Raw genomic sequence first — 19,364 nt, 5'->3', positions numbered from 1 at the left:
GGCCTCCCGGCATCGGGCTGGGAGTCCACTCGCGCCGACCCCCAGAGGCGGAAGGCCCCGCGCCCACCCGGGGACATCGGCCCCGCCGAACGGCCCCGGTTCAGCCGCCGGAGACTCCCGCGCTCTCCATCAGGCCCGTCACCTCCGTGCCGGCCGGGGCGAGGAGGAACACGTTGCGGTCGACGCGGTGCATACCGCTCGCCAGGCCGAAGACGACTCCGGTGCTGAAGTCGAGGACGCGCTTGGCGACCTCCGTCTCCGCGCCGCTGAGGTCGAGAAGGACCGGGATCCCGGCCATCAGGGTCTCGGCGACCTCGCGCGCGTCGCCGAAGACGTTGACCCGCAGGACGACGAAGCGGCGGCGCGGTTCGGTGACCGCTTCCGGGTGCGAGCGATGGTCCACCGCGGACGGCCAGGCGTCCCGGCCCCGCAACGGCACGACCTGGGCGAGCCCCTCCCACTGCTCATCGGTGACGTCGTACCTGTTCACCGGTTCCCCCCGAACTGACTCGCCTTCATTTCCTGCACCACCCAATTCTTACGCCAAGTCACCCGTTCGGCCCAACAGCGACACGGTCCGCGACTGTCCCACGGGACGCAACCAGCCACACATTCCAGGTCTTACCGGGCTCACACCGGACTCTTCACCTCCGGCCACACCCCGCTCACCGGGCGGGTCTAGCGTCCGATGACGTGCACTTGGCAGAAATGAAGCAGGTGACACCCGGTCGGCGGACGCAGTCGGCGGTGTCCGCCCTCCCGGAACAGCCCGCGCAGTGGCACCGCGTCCTGACCTTGCTCGCCGACATCAGCCTCTTCGTCGGCACCCGCGCGATCTGGACCCAGGCGGAGAGCCACCGCCCGGCCGTCGCCGCGGTCATATCGGTGTGCTACGCCGCGATCCTCGTGAGCGGCGTGCTGACGCTCGTCGTGCGCCGGGCGAGTTCGCTCAGACGGCTCGACGCCGTCGTACTGGTGACCGCCGTGGTGCTCGCCCTGTGCGCGTGGGCGATGAACCACGGCGGCTCGGACGAGGCCGTGCTGACCACCCAGGCCGCCAGGGAACTGGCCGCGGGCCATCCGGTCTACGGGCAGCCGTGGCCGTGGCTGTTCACCAAGGGCATCGCCCTGACCACGACGTTCAACGGCGGCTACGACTTCACCTACGGCTACCCCCCGCTCGCCCCGCTGCTCACCGCACCGCTGCTGTGGATCGGTCACGGGGGCGCCCCGGCGACGGCCGTGAGCACGGGTGCGCTGATCGTGGGCACGGTCGTGCTGTGGCGGATGCTGCCCGCGCCGTGGCGGCCGGCGGCCACGATGGCGTGCCTCGGCTTCGGCTTCCTGCCCACGTACGCCCGCGAGGGCTACCCGGCGATCACCGCGCTGGCGCTGCTGATCCCGGTGGTGGTGCGCTGGCCGCGGATCGGACTGGGCGGGCGGCTGGGAGCGTCCGGCGTGGCCCGGGCCGCGTGCCTGGGCGCCGCGTGCGCGGCGCAGCAGCTGCCCTGGTTCCTGGCGCCGTTCCTGCTGGTCGGGATCTACGCGCTGCGCCGGGGCGAGCTCGGCGGACGGGCCGCTGCGCTGGTGGTGGCGCGGATCGTGGGCATCGCCGCGACCGTGTGGCTGCTGATCAACACGTACTTCATCGTGAGCGAGCCGGGCACCTGGGCCACCGGTATCGCGCTGCCGCTGATCCAGGGGGCGACGCTGCACGGGCAGGGCCTGGTCGGGATGTCCCTGTACTACACGCACGGCAGCGACCGGCTCGACTGGTACGGGCACGCGAGCATGCTGCTGGCCGTGGCCCTGCTGGGGCTGCTGGTGCTGTTCGTGCGCCGGCTGGGTCCGGCGGCGACCGTGCTGCCCTGGTGCGCGTTCTACCTGGCGACCCGCTCCCAGGACGGCTACTACCTGATGATGACCCCGCTGTGGCTGGCGGCCGCCGTCACCGCACCCCCGGAGGAGTTCTACCGCGCCTGGCAGCCGCGCCCGCGGCTGCTGACCGGCAGCCACCGGCGCCCGGCGCTGGTCGCGACGGCCCTGCTGCTGGTCGCCCCGGCGCTGGTGAGCGCCGTCGTGGCCGTCACGGGCAAGCCGCCGCTCAGGACGGAGATCGCCGCCGTGCGCCGGACCGCGAAGGACGCGAACGTCCTCACCCGGCTGACCCTGCGGGTCACCAACACGGACGACAGCGCCCTCGAACCGCACTTCATGCTCACCGTGGGGCAGGGGCTGCGGCAGTACTGGACGACTCTGCGGGGACCGGCGAGCCTGCCCGCGCACACCACGGCCGAGTATGTGATCCGGCCGGCCCACGGCGGGTTCGCCCTGCCGGGGCCGCACGCCCTGCTGCGGCTGCGGGTGTTCACCGCCGACCCGCAGACGCTGTCCAGCAGCGACGTGCGTCTGCGCGTGGACGGTCCGCACGGAGGCGGGACCGGGCGGTCGGGCCGGTCCCGCTGAGCGGCGTCAGGCGGCCGAGCGCACAAAGCGGAGCGTGGCGGTGACGGTCGCCGGGCCACGCATCATGCCCATCTGGTTCCAGCCGAGGCCGAACTCGGCGCGGTCCACGGTGAACTCCGTCTCCAGGGTCAGCGCGCCGACGCCGGCGTCCACCAGGCGGGCGGTGACGGACTGCGGGCGGCTGATGCCGCGCACGGTCAGCTGACCGGACACCTCGACGGTGTCGCCGGAGCGCAGCTGGGCGTCGCGGACGGCGAAGGTGATCTCGGGGTGATTCGCCACGTCGAAGAAGTCGGCCGAGCGCAGGTGTTCGTCGCGCTTCTTGTGCTGCGTGTCGAGGGAGGCGGCGTCGAGCGTGATCGTTCCGCTGGCGGACCCGTCGGCGCTCACCTCGCCCCGGCCGCCGACGACACCGAAGGCGCCTTTCACGGTGACCAGGCCCCACATCGTCTTGTGGCGCAGGGCGACGGTGGAGGCGGCGGCGTCGAGCTGCCAGACACCGGTTTCGACGGCGACGGTCATGGTCTTCTCCTGTGAGCGGGGGCGGGCCGAATGGTGGTTCAAATTTGGATGACTGGCAGGCTAGCCCATTATCCAAATCTGGACAACCACCTCGTACAAAAATGGACAATGGGTAGACTCGACCCATGGCCGATCCCGACGAGCACCTCACCGACCTGCCTGAATGCCCCTCCATGCGGGATGGCGGACTACTGCCCAAGGAACTGCGGGCCTGGATGGTGATGCTCGCGGCCATGGGCGCGGTGGAGCAGGAACTGCGGTCGGTCGTCAAGGACCGGCTGGACGTCTCCCACGACGAGTTCCTGATCCTGTGCCTGCTCGCCGAACAGCCGGCCTCGGGCCTGCGCATGACGCGCGTCGCGGAACTCCTCGGCCGCCCCAAGACCCGGCTCACCTACCAGATCGCCTGCCTCCAGCACGCCGGGCTCGTCACCCGCAAGTCGGTGTGCGGCGACAAGCGGGGCATCGAGGTCGCCCTCACCGACAAGGCCCGCCGGCTGCTGCGGGAGGCCTCCGGCACGCTCGCCGAGACGGTCACCCGGGCCCTGACCCATGTGATGGGCCCCGGTCAGCGCGAGGCCATGCGCGGACTGATGCCGGAACTCGCCGGGGAGGCCGAGGAGGCATAGGGGACGGATGGCCCTCCGCGGCCGGGGTACCCGGCGGTCCCGTGCCGCTGTGCCGTGTCCGAAGGAGGGCGCTATGGGCGCGCTGGACCTGCCCGAACCCGTCGTGCGTCGCAAGGGCGCGGCGCCTCCCGTCGACTCCTCCAGGCTGGAGGCCGCGCTGCGCGACCGGGTCGACGGCGAGGTGCGCTTCGACGCCGGGAGCCGGGCCGCCTACGCCACCGATGCCTCGAACTTCCGGCAGACCCCGATCGGCGTGGTCGTGCCCCGTACGCCCGAGGCCGCCGCCGAGGCGGTGGCCGTGGCGCGCGAGCACGACGCGCCGGTGCTGTCGCGGGGCGGCGGGACCAGTCTGGCCGGGCAGTGCACCAACACGGCCGTGGTGATCGACTGGTCCAAGTACTGCAACAAGCTGGAGTCCGTGGACCCGGACGCCCGCACCTGTGTCGTCCAGCCCGGCATCGTCCTGGACGACCTCAACCGTCAACTCGCCCCGCACCGGCTGCGGTTCGGCCCCGAGCCGGCAACCCACGCCAACTGCTGCCTTGGCGGCATGATCGGCAACAACTCCTGCGGCGCCACCGCGCAGGCGCACGGCAAGGTCGTCGACAACATCGCCCGCCTGGAGGTGCTGCTCTACGACGGCGCCCGCTTCTGGTGCGGGGAGACCAGCGACGAGGAGTACGCCGAGATCGAGCGGCAGGGCGATCTGCGGGCCGCCGTCTACCGGCGGTTGCGGGCCCTGCGGGACCGGTACGGCGACGAGGTGCGCCGCCGCTACCCGGACATCCCGCGCCGGGTCTCCGGCTACAACCTGGACTCGCTGCTTCCCGAGTACGGCTTCGATGTGGCCGGCCTCCTCGTCGGCAGCGAGTCGACGTTGGTCACCGTCCTGCGGGCGGAGCTGGAACTGGTGCCGGTGGTGAAGGAACGGACCCTGGTGGTCCTCGGGTTCCCGGAGATCTCCGTGGCCGCCGACGCCGTACCGACGATCCTGCCGTACGAGCCGATTGCGCTGGAGGGCGTCGATGCGCTGCTGCTGAAGGACGAGCGGATCAAGGGCCTCAACCCGAAGGCGCGCGCCGAACTGCCCAAGGGGAACGCCTTCTTGATGGTGCAGTTCGGCGGGGACACATCGGAGGAGGCCGACGAGGCGGCGCACCGGATGCTGGAGGGACTGCACGAGTCCGAGCACGACGCCGACGTCGCATTCCTCGACGACCCCACCCACGAGGACGAGTTGTGGCAGGTCCGGGAGGCCGGACTCGGCGCCACCGCGCACATCCCCGGCAAGCCGGACACCTTCGAGGGCTGGGAGGACTCGGCGGTGCCGCCGGACCGGCTCGGCGACTACCTGCGCCGACTGCGGCGCCTGTACGACGAGTTCGGCTACCTCAGTGACACCGGGCCCAGCCTCTACGGCCACTTCGGGCAGGGCTGCGTGCACACCCGTATCCCCTTCGACCTGTACAGCGCCGACGGCGTGGCCACCTACCGGCGGTTCATGGAGCGGGCGGCGGACCTGGTCGTGGAGTTCGGCGGGTCCTTCTCCGGGGAGCACGGCGACGGACAGAGCCGGGGCGAGCTGCTGGGGCGGATGTTCGGGGACGATATCGTCGAGGCGTTCGGGCGGCTCAAGGCCGTCTTCGACCCGCTCGACCGGATGAACCCCGGCAAGGTGGTGGCCCCCTACCGGCTCGACGAGAACCTCCGCCTCGGCGGCGACTGGGCGCCGTACGTCGAGCGCGACCTGCACTTCCGCTTCCCCGACGACGGCGGGACGTTCGCGGAGGCCGCCAACCGGTGCGTGGGCGTGGGCAAGTGCCGGCAGCTCACCAACTCGGGCGGCTCGGTGATGTGCCCCTCGTACCAGGTCACCCGGGAGGAGGAGCACTCGACGCGGGGCCGGGCCCGGCTGCTGTTCGAGATGCTCGACGGGCACGGGGACAGCGCGATCCGGGACGGCTGGCGGTCGGAGGCGGTACGGGACGCGCTCGACCTCTGCCTGGCCTGCAAGGGCTGCAAGAAGGACTGTCCGGCCGACGTCGACATGGCCACCTACAAGGCGGAGTTCCTCTCCCACCACTACGAGGGGCGGCCCTGGCGCAGGCCGCGCTCCGACTGGTCGATGGGCTGGCTGCCGGTCGTGGCCCAGGCCGTCGGCCGCACCCGGCTCGGACCGGCCGTCAACGCGCTCACCCACACGCCGGGGCTGTCGAGGGCCGCCGTCGCCTTCGCCGGGGTCGAGAACCGGGAGGTGCCGCTGTTCGCACGCCGGACCCTGCAGCAGTGGTTCGCGGGACGGCGGGAGACCTACGGCGACGGGACGCGCGGGAGCGTACTGCTGTGGCCGGACACCTTCACCAATTTCTTCCACCCGCACATCGGGCAGGCCGCCGTGGAGCTGATGGAGCGGGCCGGATGGCGGGTGGTGCTGCCTCAGGAACCGCTGTGCTGTGGCCTGACCTGGATCTCGACCGGTCAACTGGGCGTCGCCGAGCGGGTGTTGAAGCGGACCGTGCGGGCGCTCGCGAGGCATGTGCGGGCCGGCGGACTCGTGGTCGGGATGGAACCGAGCTGCACCACCGTCTTCCGGTCCGACATGGGAGAGCTGTTCCCCGGCGACCGGGACGTGCGCAGGCTGAGCGACCAGACGGTGACGCTCGCGGAACTGCTCGTCGACCACAGCCCCGGCTACGAGCCGCCCCAGGTGCCGGACCGGTCGGCGCGCGCGGTGGCCCAGGTGCACTGCCATCAGCACGCGGTGCTCGGCTGGGACTCCGACCAGGAGCTGCTGCGGCGGGCCGGCGTGGACGTCGAGCGCCTGGAGTCCGGGTGCTGCGGGCTGGCGGGCAACTTCGGCTTCGAACGAGGGCACTTGGAGGTCAGCGAGGCGTGTGCCGAGCGGGTGCTGCTGCCGCGGTTGCGGGAGGAGGACGCGTCCACCGTGGTACTCGCGGACGGGTTCAGTTGCCGCACCCAGGTGCACGAGTTCGACAGCGGCGGCCGCGAGGCGGTGCACGTGGCCGAACTGCTCGCCTCGGCGCTGCCCGACGGGCAGCACGGCAGCGCGTACGGCGTCGGCCCGCAGACGCGCCCCGCCCCGCCGGGACGCCTGGGCAAGGCCCTGGCGCTCGGCGGAGTCGGGGCGGGCGCCGCGGGCGCCGCCGCGGGGTTGATACGAGGCCTGCGCCGGTGACGTGACGCGAGGGCGGCGGTGAGGGCCTGTCGTTTGGATCAGCTCGGCGTCGCGGGCCCTGGCACGCACCCCCCAGAGGGGGCACCCCCAGCCGCGTTGTCGTCACTCGCCGACTCCCCCACCTTCGGCTTCGCTCCAGCGGGGGGACCCCCATCGCGTCGACTCCCTCCTCCGCCTTGCAGCTGCACGCTCCCGCACGCTCGAACAACCTTGCTTGGGGGCACCCCCACGACCCCGCTCGGCTCGGGCGAGACGCACCGCCCCCTGCAGCCGACCTGATCCAAACGACAGGGCCCTAGGCGTGCTCCAACTCCCCCGCCAGAGTGGCCCGTGCTCTTGCCACCCGGGAGCGGACCGTGCCCTCCGGGCAGCCGCTCAGCGCCGCCGCCTCCGCGTACGGCAGGCCCAGCAGCTGGGTGAGGACGAAGGCCTGGCGGCGCTCGTCCGGCAGGGCGGCGAGCAGGTCCAGGAGGACGACGCCGTCGTCGAACCCCGGTAGACCCCTGGGCTGGGCGTGTTCGGCCGCCAGCTGCCAGTCCGGGCGGTCCGCCAGGCGGGGCCTGGCCGATGCGCGGCGGTAGCCGTCGATCACCGCGCGGCGGGCGATGGACAGCAGCCAGGCGCGGGCCGAACAGCGGCCCTCGAAACGGTGCAGGCTGCCGAGGGCGCGCAGGAAGGTCTCCTGGGCCAGGTCGTCGACGGCCTGCGGGTCGGCGCACAGGTGGGCGACGTAGCGCAGGACGTCGCGGTGCAGCGCGCGTACGAAGTGCTCCACGGCGTCCGGGTCACCGGCTCGCGCGGCCAGCGCCCAGGCGGTCGCCGCCTCGTCGAGCGCGGTCGACTCGCCACGTGCGCCGTCCGATTTCGGGCGTGCCGCGGTCAGGGCAGGGGTGATCATCCGATGTCCTTCTCGGGTGAGTGGGTGGGAGGTTCCGGCTGTCGTCAGGCGACAGCGGTCCCCACCGGTGGTCCCCGAGAGGTGATCGCATGGACGAGGAGAAGCAGGCGCGGCGCCCGGTCGGAGCGTGGGCGGCCGAAGCGCGGGAGGGGGTGGCGCGGGGTCGGCGGCGGGGCGAGCGGCAGTCGCAGCGGTGCGGCCAGCCGGGCGCCGACGGCGCGCAGGACGCGGAAGGCGGCCCGCTCGCCGTGCGCCAGCCACAGCCCGCACAGCAGGGCGGCCAGCAGGTGCGCGGCGAGCATGCCGAGGGACGGGGAGCCGCCGGCCGCGTGGTCCATGTGCATCCCGCCCATGGAGCCCGGGCCGCTCATGTCCATGGCGGCACCGGAGTTACCGCCGGTCATGTCCATTACGGTCATGGAGTCCGTCGCGCGGCCGCCGGTCCCCGCCGTCGCCGACAGCGCGTACGAGAACGCCGTGTGCAGGACCGCCTGGGCGCCGACCACGACGGGCACGATCAGCGCGGGGCCGCGTTCCCGGCCCGCCAGGCACCAGCCGGCGGCGCCGGTCGCGGCCGCGCCGGCGGCCAGGGCCCACCCGGGCACCCGGCCGCCGGACATCAACTCGTGCGCCAGGGCGGCGAGCAGCACGCAGACGGCCGCGAACACCGCGGCTCGTGAGGTGCGTGCACACCACCCTGCTGTCATGGCGCCTCATCCTCGCACCGGGAATCCGGCCGTCGGCGGAAGGTACGGAAACCCACAGTCACCGCGCTCGGCTCACAGCCTGTGCTCCGGCCACGAGGAAGAGGCGACGCGTTGGCTACTCGGGGCGAGCCCCGCCGTTGCGGCCGCGTGCGAGCGCGAAGCCCGCCGCCGCCAGCCCCAGCACACCGACGACGAGCCCGGCGACGCCGAGTCCGCGCGCGGTCGAGTCACTGGCGGACGCCTTGGACTCGGTGCTCGCGGAGCTCTTGGAGCTCGCCGGCAGCGGGGCCGTGCCACTGGCACCCACGTCGGTGCCCTTGGCGGTCAGCTTCAGCACCGGTGCCGGGCTCTCCGGCTCCTCGTCGCCCTGCGCGGGCTGCTCGATCCAACGGGCGGTCTTGCCGTCGGAGTAGGTCTGCAGCGTCTTGAAGACCAACTGGTCGGTCTCGTCCGGCAGTTGGCCGAAGGCCACGTTGAAGTCCGCGTAGTGACCGGGGTCGATCCTGCCGCCGGTCCAGGTGATCTCGGAGACGGCGTCGGTGATGGTGCCGTCGTCGGTCTTGACCGGCTTCTTCAGCTTGGTTTCGGTGACCTTGGCCGTCCAGCCGTCCTGCGGGGAGACGAGCACGCCGAGCAGCGGGTGGTCGGTGGGCAGATAGACCTGCACCTTGGTGGTGCGGGCGCCGTCCTCCTCGTTGGGGACGCGGAAGGTCAGGACGCCGTCGGTGGCGCCCTTGGCGTAGCTCTCGGGGTGGACGGTGACGTGCGCGGAGGCGATGCCCGCCGCGGCGAGCAGCCCGGCGGCGGCCAGGGCGGTGACGGCTCCGGCGCGGCGCAGGGTGGCGCGTACTGAGGACATGGGTGGGTGAATCTCCGTACTGGGAAGAGGCAGTTGGGGATCGGATCGGGTACGGAGTTCCAGGTGGCGGCCCGCGCCGCTGCACCGCGTGCCGCAGCGGCATCCGCCGCGGCGGCCGCGCGTCCCACGTGTACGGGCGTACGACGTCTCGCGGGTCCGGCACGAGACCGGCCCCGCCGCGCACCCGCCACCAGGCCCGCAGGCCCGGCACCAGCGCGGCGGTCCGGCGCAGCAGCGACCACACGGCGGCCTCGCCGCGTGCGAGCCACCAGGTCAGCACCAGGGCGGCGGCGACGTGCGCGGCGCCGGCGTGCGGTGTCACGGGGTGCGCGTGGGGCATCCGCATGCCGTGCATGATCATCGTCGAGTGCGGTGCCACGGTGTCGAAGGCGAGGTGCAGCCCGCCCTGGGCAACGAGCGTCCCGGCGCCGATGGCGCCCAGGGACCGCTGCCTGCCGCCCAGCAGGCACCCGGCGGCGAAGACCGGCGCGAAACCGGCGGCCTGCACCCACACGGGTGGCGTCGTCCCGGTCGCCAGCGCGTGCCCGCCGGCGGCGAGCAGCACGCACAGCGCGGCGAACACCGCCGCGCGCAGCCCGCGGACCGGAGCAGACGCCGTCATGGCGCCCGATCCTGCCACGCGACCCGCCGGGCCCGACGGGCGGATCCCCGAGCCCGCGGACAGGGGCCCGAAATCGACGGACGGGCGGCCTGTACGGGGACCGCGGCGGCGGTCGGTTCGGTCGAACGGCCTGATGGGCACGGGGAGTTCCGAAGGGGTCGGTCTGCTGTCCGTCGTAGGGATACGGACGGCGGCACCGGTGCGTTCATCCCGCCTGGCTGTTTCGGCCGATCACGAGCGGCCGTCCGCGCGGCCGCGGCGGTCTGCGTAACATGAGCGCCGTGACAGCCCGCGCACAGCAACGCCCCACGCCACCGCCCTCCGTGCGGTGGCGGGCGCTTGTGGTGCTCGCGCTGCTGGCCGGGCTGTTCGGCATGCACGGCCTGGCCCCCGGCGGTGCCGTCGAGGCGCACTCGGCCTCCCGGCACATGACGGTGACGGCCGTCTCGCACGACGGCTGCGCGGACGACGGCTGCGGAGGCGGCCATGCCCGGCACGCCGACCAGATCTGTGCGTCGGCCGCGGTGAGCGGCGGACCGACGCTCCCGGCACTCGCACCGGACCCGACGGCCGTCCCCGGACCCGCCGACACCGTCCACCCGTACGCGGGGACGGCACCGGACGGCGCACGCGCCCCGCCCTCCCTGGCGGAACTCCAACTGCTGCGGATCTAGACACCGCCGCGCACCGCGACCACGAACCGGCGCCGCGGTGCCCTCCGGCACGTCCGCACTCACTTCGCACAGCAGGAGTTCCAGCATGCGCAACACCCGTACGTCCCTGGTCCGCCGTACCGCCCTGGTGGCCACGGCCGTCACCGCGGCCCTCGTCCTGGCCGGCTGCGGAAGCGACGACGGCGGCGACAGCGGGAGCGGAAGCCACCACGGCTCCGCCTCCGCCTCGTCGAGTGCCGCCGCGCACAACGACCAGGACATGGCCTTCGCGCAGGGCATGATCCCCCACCACCGGCAGGCCGTGGAGATGGCCGGCCTCGCCGCCGACCGGGCCTCCTCGCCGCAGGTCAAGGACCTCGCCTCGCGCATCGAGAAGGCGCAGGACCCGGAGATCCGCACCATGAACGGCTGGCTGAAGACGTGGGGCATGGGCATGTCCTCGGCGATGCCCGGGATGGGCCACTCGGCGGGCTCGGCGATGCCCGGGATGATGGACGCCAAGGACATGGCGGGGCTGAAGAAGATGTCCGGCAAGGACTTCGACTCGATGTTCCTGACCATGATGATCGAGCACCACAAGGGTGCCGTGGCGATGGCCGGGACGGAGAAGGCCAAGGGCTCCTACGGCCCCGCGAAGTCCATGGCCGCCGACATCGTCGACGCCCAGACCGCCGAGATCACGGAGATGAACAAGCTCCTCGGCAAGGGCTGACGCACCCCCGGGGGGCCGGCACCCGTCGGCCCCTCTTCCGCACCCCTCGCGTGCGCGGTCACCCGCCGAGCGCCGCCAGTACCTCGGCGCAGATCGCCAGTGCGGTCTCCGCCGGGGTGCGGGCGCCGATGTCGAGGCCGATGGGGCCGTGCACACGGGTCAGATCGGCCTCGGTCAGGCCCGTGCGGAGCAGCGCGGCGGCGCGGCGGGCCTGGGTGTGGCGGGAGCCCAGGGCGCCGACGTACGGGATGCCCGTGGTCAGGGCGGTGCGCAGGGTGGGCACGTCCACGTCGGGATCGTGACTGAGCATGATCAGACAGGCGGCGGCGGGATGCTCGGCGAGGAGTTCCTCGGCGTCGCGCCCGACGCCCGTCACGGTGGCCTGCCAGCCGAGCAACCCGGCCTGGGCGACGAGGAGTTCGGCGAGCTCGCCACCGCCCACGACGACGAGGTGCGGGACGGCCGGGCAGGTCTCGACCAGGACGAGCCCGGCGTCGGCCGCGTGCACCTCGCGTCCGGCGCGATGACGGGCGAGCAGCGAACGCGCCTGCACGGCCGCCTGCGGCGGCACGTCCGGCCCGTCGATCGCCTCCTCCGGTGTCACGACGGCGCTGACCGCGTGCGTGCGCCTCTCGTCCAGCCAGGTCACCAGCGCCACGTCGGCCCCGGCCGCGAGCAGCTGCCACCACCGGGGTGGGACGGCGCCCAGCGGCTGGAGCAGGATCTCGGCCTGTCCCCCGCAGGTCAGCCCCGCCTGCGCCACGGCCTCCTGGTGCACGGCCACCTCGCACACGCGGGCGGTGTGGCCGGGCGGCACTGCGCAGGCCTCGGTGACGATCCGCTGGTCGAAGGCGCCCCGGTACAGCCGCCCCGTGTACTGCCCGTCCGAGTCGATCAGCATCGCATCGGCCGGCTGGCGCGCCCCGAACCCGCGCTCGGTGAGGGGCCGCGCGAGCACCGCCGCCCGGCCTTCGGCCGTCCACCGCCGTGCCGTCTCCGCAAGGTCACGCATGCACCCAGCGTAGTCAGTAGACGTCCCGGACGTACCTCTTGTCGGCCGCCAGCTGCTTCACGTACGCCGCCGCCCCCGCCTCGTCCAGTCCGCCGTGCACCACGGCGATGTCCCGAAGCGCCCGGTCGACGTCCTTGGCCATGCGGGACGCGTCGCCGCAGACGTGGAAGTGGGCGCCGTCCCGCAGCCACGACCACAGCAGCGGCCCGTGTTCGCGCATGCGGTCCTGGACGTAGACCTTGGCGCGCTGGTCGCGGGAGAAGGCCGTGTCGAGGCGGTCGAGGGTGCCGTCGGCGAGGAATGCCGTCAGCTCCTGCTCGTAGTAGAAGTCGGTGGCCCGGTGCTGCTCGCCGAAGAACAGCCAGTTGGGGCCCCGGTGGCCGAGGGCGCGGCGCTGCTCCAGGAAGCCCATGAAGGGGGCGACGCCGGTGCCGGGGCCGACCATGACCATCGGCGTGGCGGGGTCGGCCGGCGGGCGGAAGTGGGCGGAGCGCTGGACGTGGACCGGGACCGGGGTGCCGGTCCCGGCGTCGGCCAGGAAGGGCGAGCAGACGCCCTGGCGGGGGCGGCCGGCCAGGTTCTCGTAGCGGACGACGGAGACGGTGAGGGAGACCAGGTGGGGGTCGCTCAGCGGGCTGGACGATATGGAGTACAGGCGCGGCTGGAGGCGCCCCAGCACCTCGGCCCACTCCTGCGCGGCGGCCCGCAGCCCGTGCTCGGCGATCACGTCGACGGCCTGCCGGCCCCAGGACCACCGGGCCAGGTCCCCCTTGTTGTCGGGGCGCAGGAGCTTCTTCAACTCCCTTGAGTCACGGGCGCGTTCGGCGGCGAAGCGGAGCAGTCCGGGGGTGATCCGGGTGATGTCGAGGTGGCGTGAGAGCGCTTCGCCCAGGGCGACCTCTCCGACGCCGCCGACCTCGACGGCCGCGTCCGCGTCCAGTCCGGTGACCGTCAGCCACTCCGCCACCAGGGCAGGGGAGTTGAGCGGCTGGACGCCGAGTGCGTCGCCCGCGTCGTACAGCAGCGGGGTCTCGCTGTCACGGGTGTCGAAGGTGAACCGGCGGACCTCCTTGCCGGCGCCGGGGAGGCTGAGGAGACGGTTGCCGGTGAGGCGGGCGACGACGGGGGCGGGTTTCCGCGTGCGCGGCGCTCGGGGCGCGGCGGACGGCGGGGCCGGGGTGGACGCCGGGGTGAGGGTGGGCGCCGGGACCGACGCGGGGGCGGGCGCCGGGGCGGGTGTTCCGGACAGCGCGGTCAGGATCCGGTCGAGCCAGGCGTGGGCCGTGTCCTCGTAGTCGGGCTCGCAGTCGGTGCGCGGGGCGAGGCGCAGCGCCCCCAGTTCGTCCAGGCGCCGGTCCAGACGGCGGCCGTGGCCGCAGAAGTCGTCGTAGGAGGAGTCGCCGAAGGCAAGGACGGCATAGCGCCGTCCCTCCATGCGCGGGGTGTCGGCCGCGGCCAGGGTCTCCCAGAAGCCGGTGCCGTTGTCCGGTGCGTCGCCGTCGCCGAAGGTGCTGGTGATCAGCAGCAGGTCGGCCCCGGCGGGCAGCATCGCCGGGTCGGCCTCGTCCATGCCGAGCAGGTAGGCGGCGTGACCGCCGGTCTTGAGCCGCTCGGCGGTGGCGGCCGCGAAGTCCTCGGCGTTGCCGGTCTGCGAGGCCCAGAGGATCACCACCTCACGGCCGGGCGCCGACGGCGCCGGAGCGGATGCCGTGCCGCGGGAGTACATGCCGGCCAGCACGCCGTTCACCCACAGCGCGTGCTCGGGGTCGAAGGGCGCCGAGGGCGGCAGCACCGGCACGCCCGGGGTGCCGGCCGGGATGCCGGCGAGGAACCCCACGAGGTACTGGCGTTCCTGGGCGGTGAGCACCGGCGGCGGCGCGGGTTCGAGCCCGAAGGGATCGGGGCCGGAGGCGACGGAGGCGGGTTCGACGGGGGTCCGCACGGCCGGTGTTCGCACGGCCGGTGTCCGCACGGCCGGTGTCCGCACCGTGACCGGCGTCGGCACCTTGGTGAGGGACACCGCGCACACCTTCAACTCCGGCTGGAAGGAGAGCGGGTCGACGGCGTCGCTCGTGACGGCGTTGACGCTGAGGTACTCCCCGAACAGGTCGTTCCAGTGGAAGGGCGCGAAGCAACTCCCGGGCCGCACACGGTCGGTGACGATGGCAGGGAGCACGGCCCGGCCGCGTCTGGAGGCGACCTCCACCGAGTCGCCGTCGGTGATCCGCAGGCGTTCGGCGTCCTGCGGATGCAGTTCCACGAAGGGGCCGGGGTTCAGCTTGTTCAGCTTGGCCACCTTCGCCGTCTTGGTCAGCGTGTGCCACTGGTGCTGCAGCCGGCCGGTGTTGAGGACGAAGGGGTAGTCGTCGTCCGGCATCTCGGCGGCCGGCAGGTGCGGCCGGGCGAAGAAGGCGGCTCGCCCGCTCGCGGTGGGGAAGACCGGCGAGCCGTCCTCGCCCACGTACCTGATCGGGTTGCGGTCGGACCCGTCCTCGCTCGCCGCCGGCCACTGCACGGGTGTCTCGCGCAGCCGTTCGTAGGTCACGCCGCGCAGGTCCCACCCGGTCTTCGGGTTCCGGAACCGCTTGATCTCCTCGAAGACCTCCTCGGCGCTGTCGTAGGAGAAGTCCCGTTCGTAGCCCATCTCCCGGGCGACGGCCGCGATGATCCGCCAGTCGGCCAGGGCCTCGCCGGGCGGGTCGGTGGCGGGCCGGGCGAGGGTGAGGTTGCGCTCGCTGTTGACGAGGACGCCCTCGGTCTCGGTCCACAGGGCGCCGGGCAGGACGACGTCCGCGTACGCGTTGGTCTCGGTGTCGGCGAACACGTCCTGGGTGACGACGAACTCGGCGGCCTCCAGGCCCTCGATGACCGTCCTGCGGTTGCCGACGGAGGCGACGGGGTTGGTGCAGATGATCCAGCAGGCCTTGATCTCGCCGTCGGTCATCTGCCGGAACATCTCGACGGTGCCCCTGCCGACGCCGTCGGCGCGGACACCGCCCGCCTCCAGCCTCCACACCTCCTCGGCGAACGCCCGGTCCTCGTCGACCAGCACGGACCGCTGTCCGGGCAGGCCGGGCCCCATGTAGCCCATCTCCCGGCCGCCCATGGCGTTGGGCTGCCCGGTGAGGGAGAACGGGCCGCTGCCCGGACGGCAGATGGCCCCGGTCGCCAGATGCAGGTTGACCAGGGCGTTGGTGTTCCAGGTGCCGTGCGTGGACTGGTTGAGGCCCATCGTCCACAAGCTGGTCCACTCCCCCGCCTCGCCGATCAGCCGGGCGGCCTCGCGGATGTCGTCCTCCGGGATGCCGGTGATGCCGGCGACGACGGCGGGCGGGTAGTCGGCGAGGAAGGCGGGCATCTCCTCCCAGCCCTCGGTGTGCCGCTCGATGAAGTCGGGGTCGGTGTGCCCGTTCGCGTGCAGCAGGTGCAACAGGCCGTTGAGCAGGGCGAGATCGGTGCCCGGCGCGATCTGCAGGAACAGGTCGGCCTTCTCGGCCGTTGCGGTGCGGCGCGGGTCGACGACGATCAGCCTGGCGCCCGCCGACTTCACCCGGTCCATCATGCGCAGGAAGAGGATGGGGTGGCAGTCGGCCATGTTGGAGCCGATGACGAGGAAGACGTCGGCGCGGTCGAGGTCCTGGTACGACCCGGGCGGCCCGTCGGCCCCGAGCGAGAGCTTGTAGCCCGTGCCCGCACTGGCCATGCACAGGCGGGAGTTGGACTCGATACGGTTGGTCCGCACGAACCCCTTGGCCAGCTTGTTCACCAGGTACTGGGCCTCCAGGCCCAGCTGCCCGGAGACGTAGAAGGCGAGGGCGTCGGGTCCGTGCTCGTCGACGACGGCGCGCAGCCGCCGGGCGGTCTCGGTGATCGCCGCGGCGACCGGCTCGGGCACGGGCTCCGCTCCCCGCTCGGGCCGGACCAGGGCCGTGGTCAGGCGCCCGGGAGCCGAGAGCAGGTCGGCGGTGGTCGCCCCCTTGGTGCACAGCCGTCCGAAGTTCGCGGGATGGTCCTTGTCGCCGGACGCCTTCAGAACCGTACGGCGTCCGTCGGGCCCGACGCCGACGTCGAGGACGAGGCCGCAGCCCACACCGCAGTAGGAGCAGACCGTCCGCACCTTCCTCGTGTCGGCGTTCGGCGAGTCCGGCGCGGCCACGGGCACCCCTGCCTCTCATGATCGTCCCGTACGGGTGGAGCTTCCGTGACGGTACGAAATGCCCATTACGCGGGTGTCTCCTGGGCCGGTCATCAGGGGTTACACCGGGCGCACAGGAGTGCGGTGGGCACTGTGAGAGATCTTGCGGCGGGCCCGCGGCCAAGTGTCGGTCCACCGGCGCGCCACCAAACTTGCACCGTTCGTTTTCTTGAATCATTCGTGTTTAAGCCTGTAGGTTGGTCGCCATGACTTCACCCCAGCTTCCGACCACCGCCGAGGAGCTCCGCGGTGCCGGCCTGCGGGTGACGGCCGCCCGCGTCGCACTGCTCGAGACCGTCCGCGAGGGTGACCACCTCGACGTCGAGACGATCGCCTCGGGGGTGCGCGAGAGGGTCGGCCACATATCCCTTCAAGCGGTGTACGAGGCACTCCACGCACTGACCGGCGCGGGCCTCGTACGGCGCATCGAGCCGCCCGGCAGCCCGGCCCGGTTCGAGGGAAGGGTCGGTGACAACCACCACCACCTCGTCTGCCGGTCCTGCGGCGCCGTCTTCGACGTCGACTGCGCGGTCGGCCACGCACCCTGTCTCACCCCGTCCGACGACCGCGGCTTCGCGCTCGACGAGGCCGAGGTCATCTACTGGGGCCTGTGCCCCGACTGTTCCTCCGCACGCACGGCCTGAGCACCAACCCCGGAAGGATTCCCATGTCTGAGAACAACGCCGCAGAGGCCAAGTGCCCGGTGGCGCACGACCGCGCCCTGCACCCGACCCAGGGCGGCGGCAACCAGCAGTGGTGGCCGGAGCGGCTCAACCTGAAGATCCTTGCCAAGAACCCCGCCGTGGCCAATCCGCTCGGTGAGGAGTTCGACTACGCCGCGGCGTTCCAGAGCCTCGACCTCCCGGCGGTCAAACGCGACATCGCCGAGCTGCTGACGGACTCCAAGGACTGGTGGCCGGCCGACTTCGGCAACTACGGCCCCCTGATGATCCGTATGGCCTGGCACAGCGCGGGCACCTACCGCATCAGCGACGGCCGCGGCGGCGCCGGCGCCGGCCAGCAGCGCTTCGCCCCGCTCAACAGCTGGCCCGACAACGGCAACCTGGACAAGGCCCGCCGTCTGCTGTGGCCGGTGAAGAAGAAGTACGGCAAGAGCCTGTCCTGGGCCGACCTGATGATCCTCGCCGGCAACGTCGCCCTGGAGACCATGGGCTTCGAGACCTTCGGCTTCGGCGGTGGCCGTGAGGACGTGTGGGAGTCGGAGGAGGACGTCTACTGGGGTCCCGAGAAGGTCTGGCTCGACGACCAGCGCTACACGGGCGACCGTGACCTGGAGAGCCCGCTCGGCGCGGTCCAGATGGGTCTGATCTACGTCAACCCCGAGGGCCCGAACGGCAACCCGGACCCGATCGCCGCGGCCCGCGACATCCGCGAGACCTTCCGCCGCATGGCGATGAACGACGAGGAGACCGTCGCCCTCATCGCCGGTGGCCACACCTTCGGCAAGACCCACGGCGCCGGCCCGGCGGACAACGTCGGCCCCGAGCCCGAGGCCGCCCCGATCGAGCAGCAGGGCCTGGGCTGGAAGAGCACCTACGGCACCGGCAAGGCCGGCGACGCGATCACCTCCGGCCTGGAGGTCACCTGGACCGCCACGCCGACCCGGTGGAGCAACGGGTTCTTCAAGAACCTCTTCGAGTACGAGTACGAGCTCACCGAGAGCCCGGCCGGCGCGAAGCAGTGGGTCGCCAAGGACGCCGAGGCGATCGTCCCCGACGCGCACGACGCGACGAAGAAGCACCTCCCGACGATGCTCACCACCGACCTGTCGCTGCGCTTCGACCCGGTCTACGAGCAGATCTCGCGCCGCTTCTACGAGAACCCGGACGAGTTCGCGAAGGCCTTCGCCCGCGCCTGGTTCAAGCTGACCCACCGCGACATGGGCCCGAAGGCGCTGTATCTCGGCCCGGAGGTCCCGGAGGAGACCCTGCTGTGGCAGGACCCGCTGCCGCAGGCCGAGGGCGAGCCCATCGACGCCGCCGACATCGCGTCGCTCAAGGCCAAGCTGCTCGACTCGGGCCTCTCGGTCTCCCAGCTGGTGACCACCGCCTGGGCGTCCGCCTCCACCTACCGCAACAGCGACAAGCGCGGCGGTGCCAACGGCGCCCGCATCCGCCTGCAGCCGCAGGCCGGCTGGGAGGTCAACGAGCCCGACAAGCTGGCTCAGGTCCTGCGCGTCCTCGAGGGCATCCAGGCCGGGTTCAACACCGGTGCCAAGAAGGTCTCCCTGGCCGACCTGATCATCCTCGGCGGTGCCGCCGCCGTGGAGAAGGCCGCCAAGGACGCCGGCTTCGACATCGAGGTGCCCTTCACGCCGGGCCGCGTGGACGCCACGGACGAGCACACCGACGCGGAGTCCTTCGCCGCGCTGGAGCCCCCGGCCGACGGCTTCCGCAACTACCTGGGCAAGGCCAACCGCCTGCCGGCCGAGTTCCTGCTGCTGGACAAGGCGAACCTGCTGGGCCTGAGCGCCCCGGAGATGACCGTCCTGGTCGGCGGCATGCGGGTGCTGGGCGCCAACTACCAGAACACCGCCCACGGCGTCTTCACCAAGACCCCGGGCAAGCTCACCAACGACTTCTTCGTCAACCTGCTCGACCTGGGCACGACCTGGACGTCGACCTCGGAGGACCAGACGACCTTCGAGGGCCGTGACGACGCGACCGGCGAGGTGAAGTGGACCGGCACCCGTGCCGACCTCGTCTTCGGCTCGCACTCCGAACTGCGCGCCCTCGCCGAGGTCTACGCGGCCGACGACGCGAAGGAGAAGTTCGTCAAGGACTTCGTCGCGGCGTGGGTGAAGGTGTCGAACGCGGACCGCTTCGACATCGCCTGATCCTCACGGTCACCG

General features: G+C 72.5%; 14 protein-coding genes. 7 read left to right on the top strand and 7 right to left on the bottom strand.

Features of this window, described 5'->3' with window-relative positions; translation table 11 throughout:
- Positions 1-100 precede the first annotated feature (100 nt).
- Positions 101-490 carry a cell division protein SepF gene (locus tag FBY22_RS06830; protein WP_174267101.1) on the bottom strand — a complete coding sequence of 130 codons (390 nt, stop codon included), beginning with the start codon at positions 488-490 and terminating at the stop codon, positions 101-103.
- Between the two features lie 218 nt (positions 491-708).
- Between FBY22_RS06830 and FBY22_RS06825 the strand changes: the two genes are divergently transcribed.
- Complete coding sequence (locus tag FBY22_RS06825; RefSeq protein ID WP_142143219.1) at positions 709-2,466, top strand: hypothetical protein; 1,758 nt, start codon at positions 709-711, stop codon at positions 2,464-2,466.
- 6 nt (positions 2,467-2,472) lie between these two features.
- Here FBY22_RS06825 and FBY22_RS06820 read toward each other — a convergent pair whose 3' ends face one another.
- A complete protein-coding gene (locus FBY22_RS06820) occupies positions 2,473-2,988 on the bottom strand; it encodes a YceI family protein (RefSeq protein ID WP_142143217.1) in 516 nt (171 codons plus the stop codon).
- A 125-nt stretch (positions 2,989-3,113) separates the two neighbouring features.
- Here FBY22_RS06820 and FBY22_RS06815 point away from each other — a divergent pair, with 125 nt between their 5' ends.
- Together FBY22_RS06815 and FBY22_RS06810 are read left to right on the top strand one after the other, a co-directional pair.
- Positions 3,114-3,617 (top strand): MarR family winged helix-turn-helix transcriptional regulator, encoded by a 504-nt coding sequence (locus FBY22_RS06815; RefSeq protein WP_142143215.1) that lies wholly within the window; start codon positions 3,114-3,116, stop codon positions 3,615-3,617.
- A gap of 73 nt (positions 3,618-3,690) precedes the next feature.
- Entirely contained in the window at positions 3,691-6,813 is a 3,123-nt protein-coding gene (locus tag FBY22_RS06810; protein WP_142143213.1) for an FAD-binding and (Fe-S)-binding domain-containing protein, read from the top strand.
- A gap of 295 nt (positions 6,814-7,108) precedes the next feature.
- On the opposite strand, the gene FBY22_RS06805 is transcribed toward FBY22_RS06810, so the two are convergent.
- From FBY22_RS06805 to FBY22_RS06795, 3 genes are all read right to left on the bottom strand, one after another.
- Entirely contained in the window at positions 7,109-7,711 is a 603-nt protein-coding gene (locus FBY22_RS06805) for a sigma-70 family RNA polymerase sigma factor (RefSeq protein ID WP_142143211.1), read from the bottom strand.
- A gap of 44 nt (positions 7,712-7,755) precedes the next feature.
- Positions 7,756-8,418, bottom strand: coding sequence for a hypothetical protein (locus FBY22_RS06800; protein WP_142143209.1), 663 nt, complete (start codon positions 8,416-8,418; stop codon positions 7,756-7,758).
- A 115-nt stretch (positions 8,419-8,533) separates the two neighbouring features.
- Positions 8,534-9,277, bottom strand: coding sequence for a YcnI family protein (locus FBY22_RS06795; RefSeq protein ID WP_142143207.1), 744 nt, complete (start codon positions 9,275-9,277; stop codon positions 8,534-8,536).
- 903 nt (positions 9,278-10,180) lie between these two features.
- Here FBY22_RS06795 and FBY22_RS06785 point away from each other — a divergent pair.
- Together FBY22_RS06785 and FBY22_RS06780 are read left to right on the top strand one after the other, a co-directional pair.
- Entirely contained in the window at positions 10,181-10,573 is a 393-nt protein-coding gene (locus tag FBY22_RS06785) for a DUF6153 family protein (RefSeq protein ID WP_260844725.1), read from the top strand.
- A gap of 85 nt (positions 10,574-10,658) precedes the next feature.
- Entirely contained in the window at positions 10,659-11,285 is a 627-nt protein-coding gene (locus FBY22_RS06780; protein ID WP_142143205.1) for a DUF305 domain-containing protein, read from the top strand.
- Positions 11,286-11,343: 58 nt separating this feature from the next.
- Here FBY22_RS06780 and FBY22_RS06775 read toward each other — a convergent pair whose 3' ends face one another.
- The gene (locus tag FBY22_RS06775) at positions 11,344-12,297 is read right to left on the bottom strand and encodes an XdhC family protein (protein ID WP_142143203.1); all 954 of its coding nucleotides are present in this window, start codon (positions 12,295-12,297) and stop codon (positions 11,344-11,346) included.
- A gap of 13 nt (positions 12,298-12,310) precedes the next feature.
- Positions 12,311-16,453, bottom strand: coding sequence for a bifunctional nitrate reductase/sulfite reductase flavoprotein subunit alpha (locus tag FBY22_RS06770; RefSeq protein WP_142143201.1), 4,143 nt, complete (start codon positions 16,451-16,453; stop codon positions 12,311-12,313).
- A gap of 245 nt (positions 16,454-16,698) precedes the next feature.
- Here FBY22_RS06770 and FBY22_RS06765 point away from each other — a divergent pair, with 245 nt between their 5' ends.
- Together FBY22_RS06765 and katG are read left to right on the top strand one after the other, a co-directional pair.
- Positions 16,699-17,136, top strand: coding sequence for a Fur family transcriptional regulator (locus FBY22_RS06765; protein WP_142143199.1), 438 nt, complete (start codon positions 16,699-16,701; stop codon positions 17,134-17,136).
- Between the two features lie 23 nt (positions 17,137-17,159).
- Positions 17,160-19,349: a catalase/peroxidase HPI gene (gene katG, locus FBY22_RS06760; RefSeq protein ID WP_142143197.1), complete on the top strand. Its 2,190-nt coding sequence runs from the start codon at positions 17,160-17,162 to the stop codon at positions 19,347-19,349.
- Positions 19,350-19,364 lie beyond the last annotated feature (15 nt).

This window comes from Streptomyces sp. SLBN-31 (assembly GCF_006715395.1).
In the GTDB taxonomy this organism is placed as follows: domain Bacteria; phylum Actinomycetota; class Actinomycetes; order Streptomycetales; family Streptomycetaceae; genus Streptomyces.
Note: the sequence above shows the minus strand (reverse complement) of the source record. Positions and strands in the feature narration are given on the sequence as shown.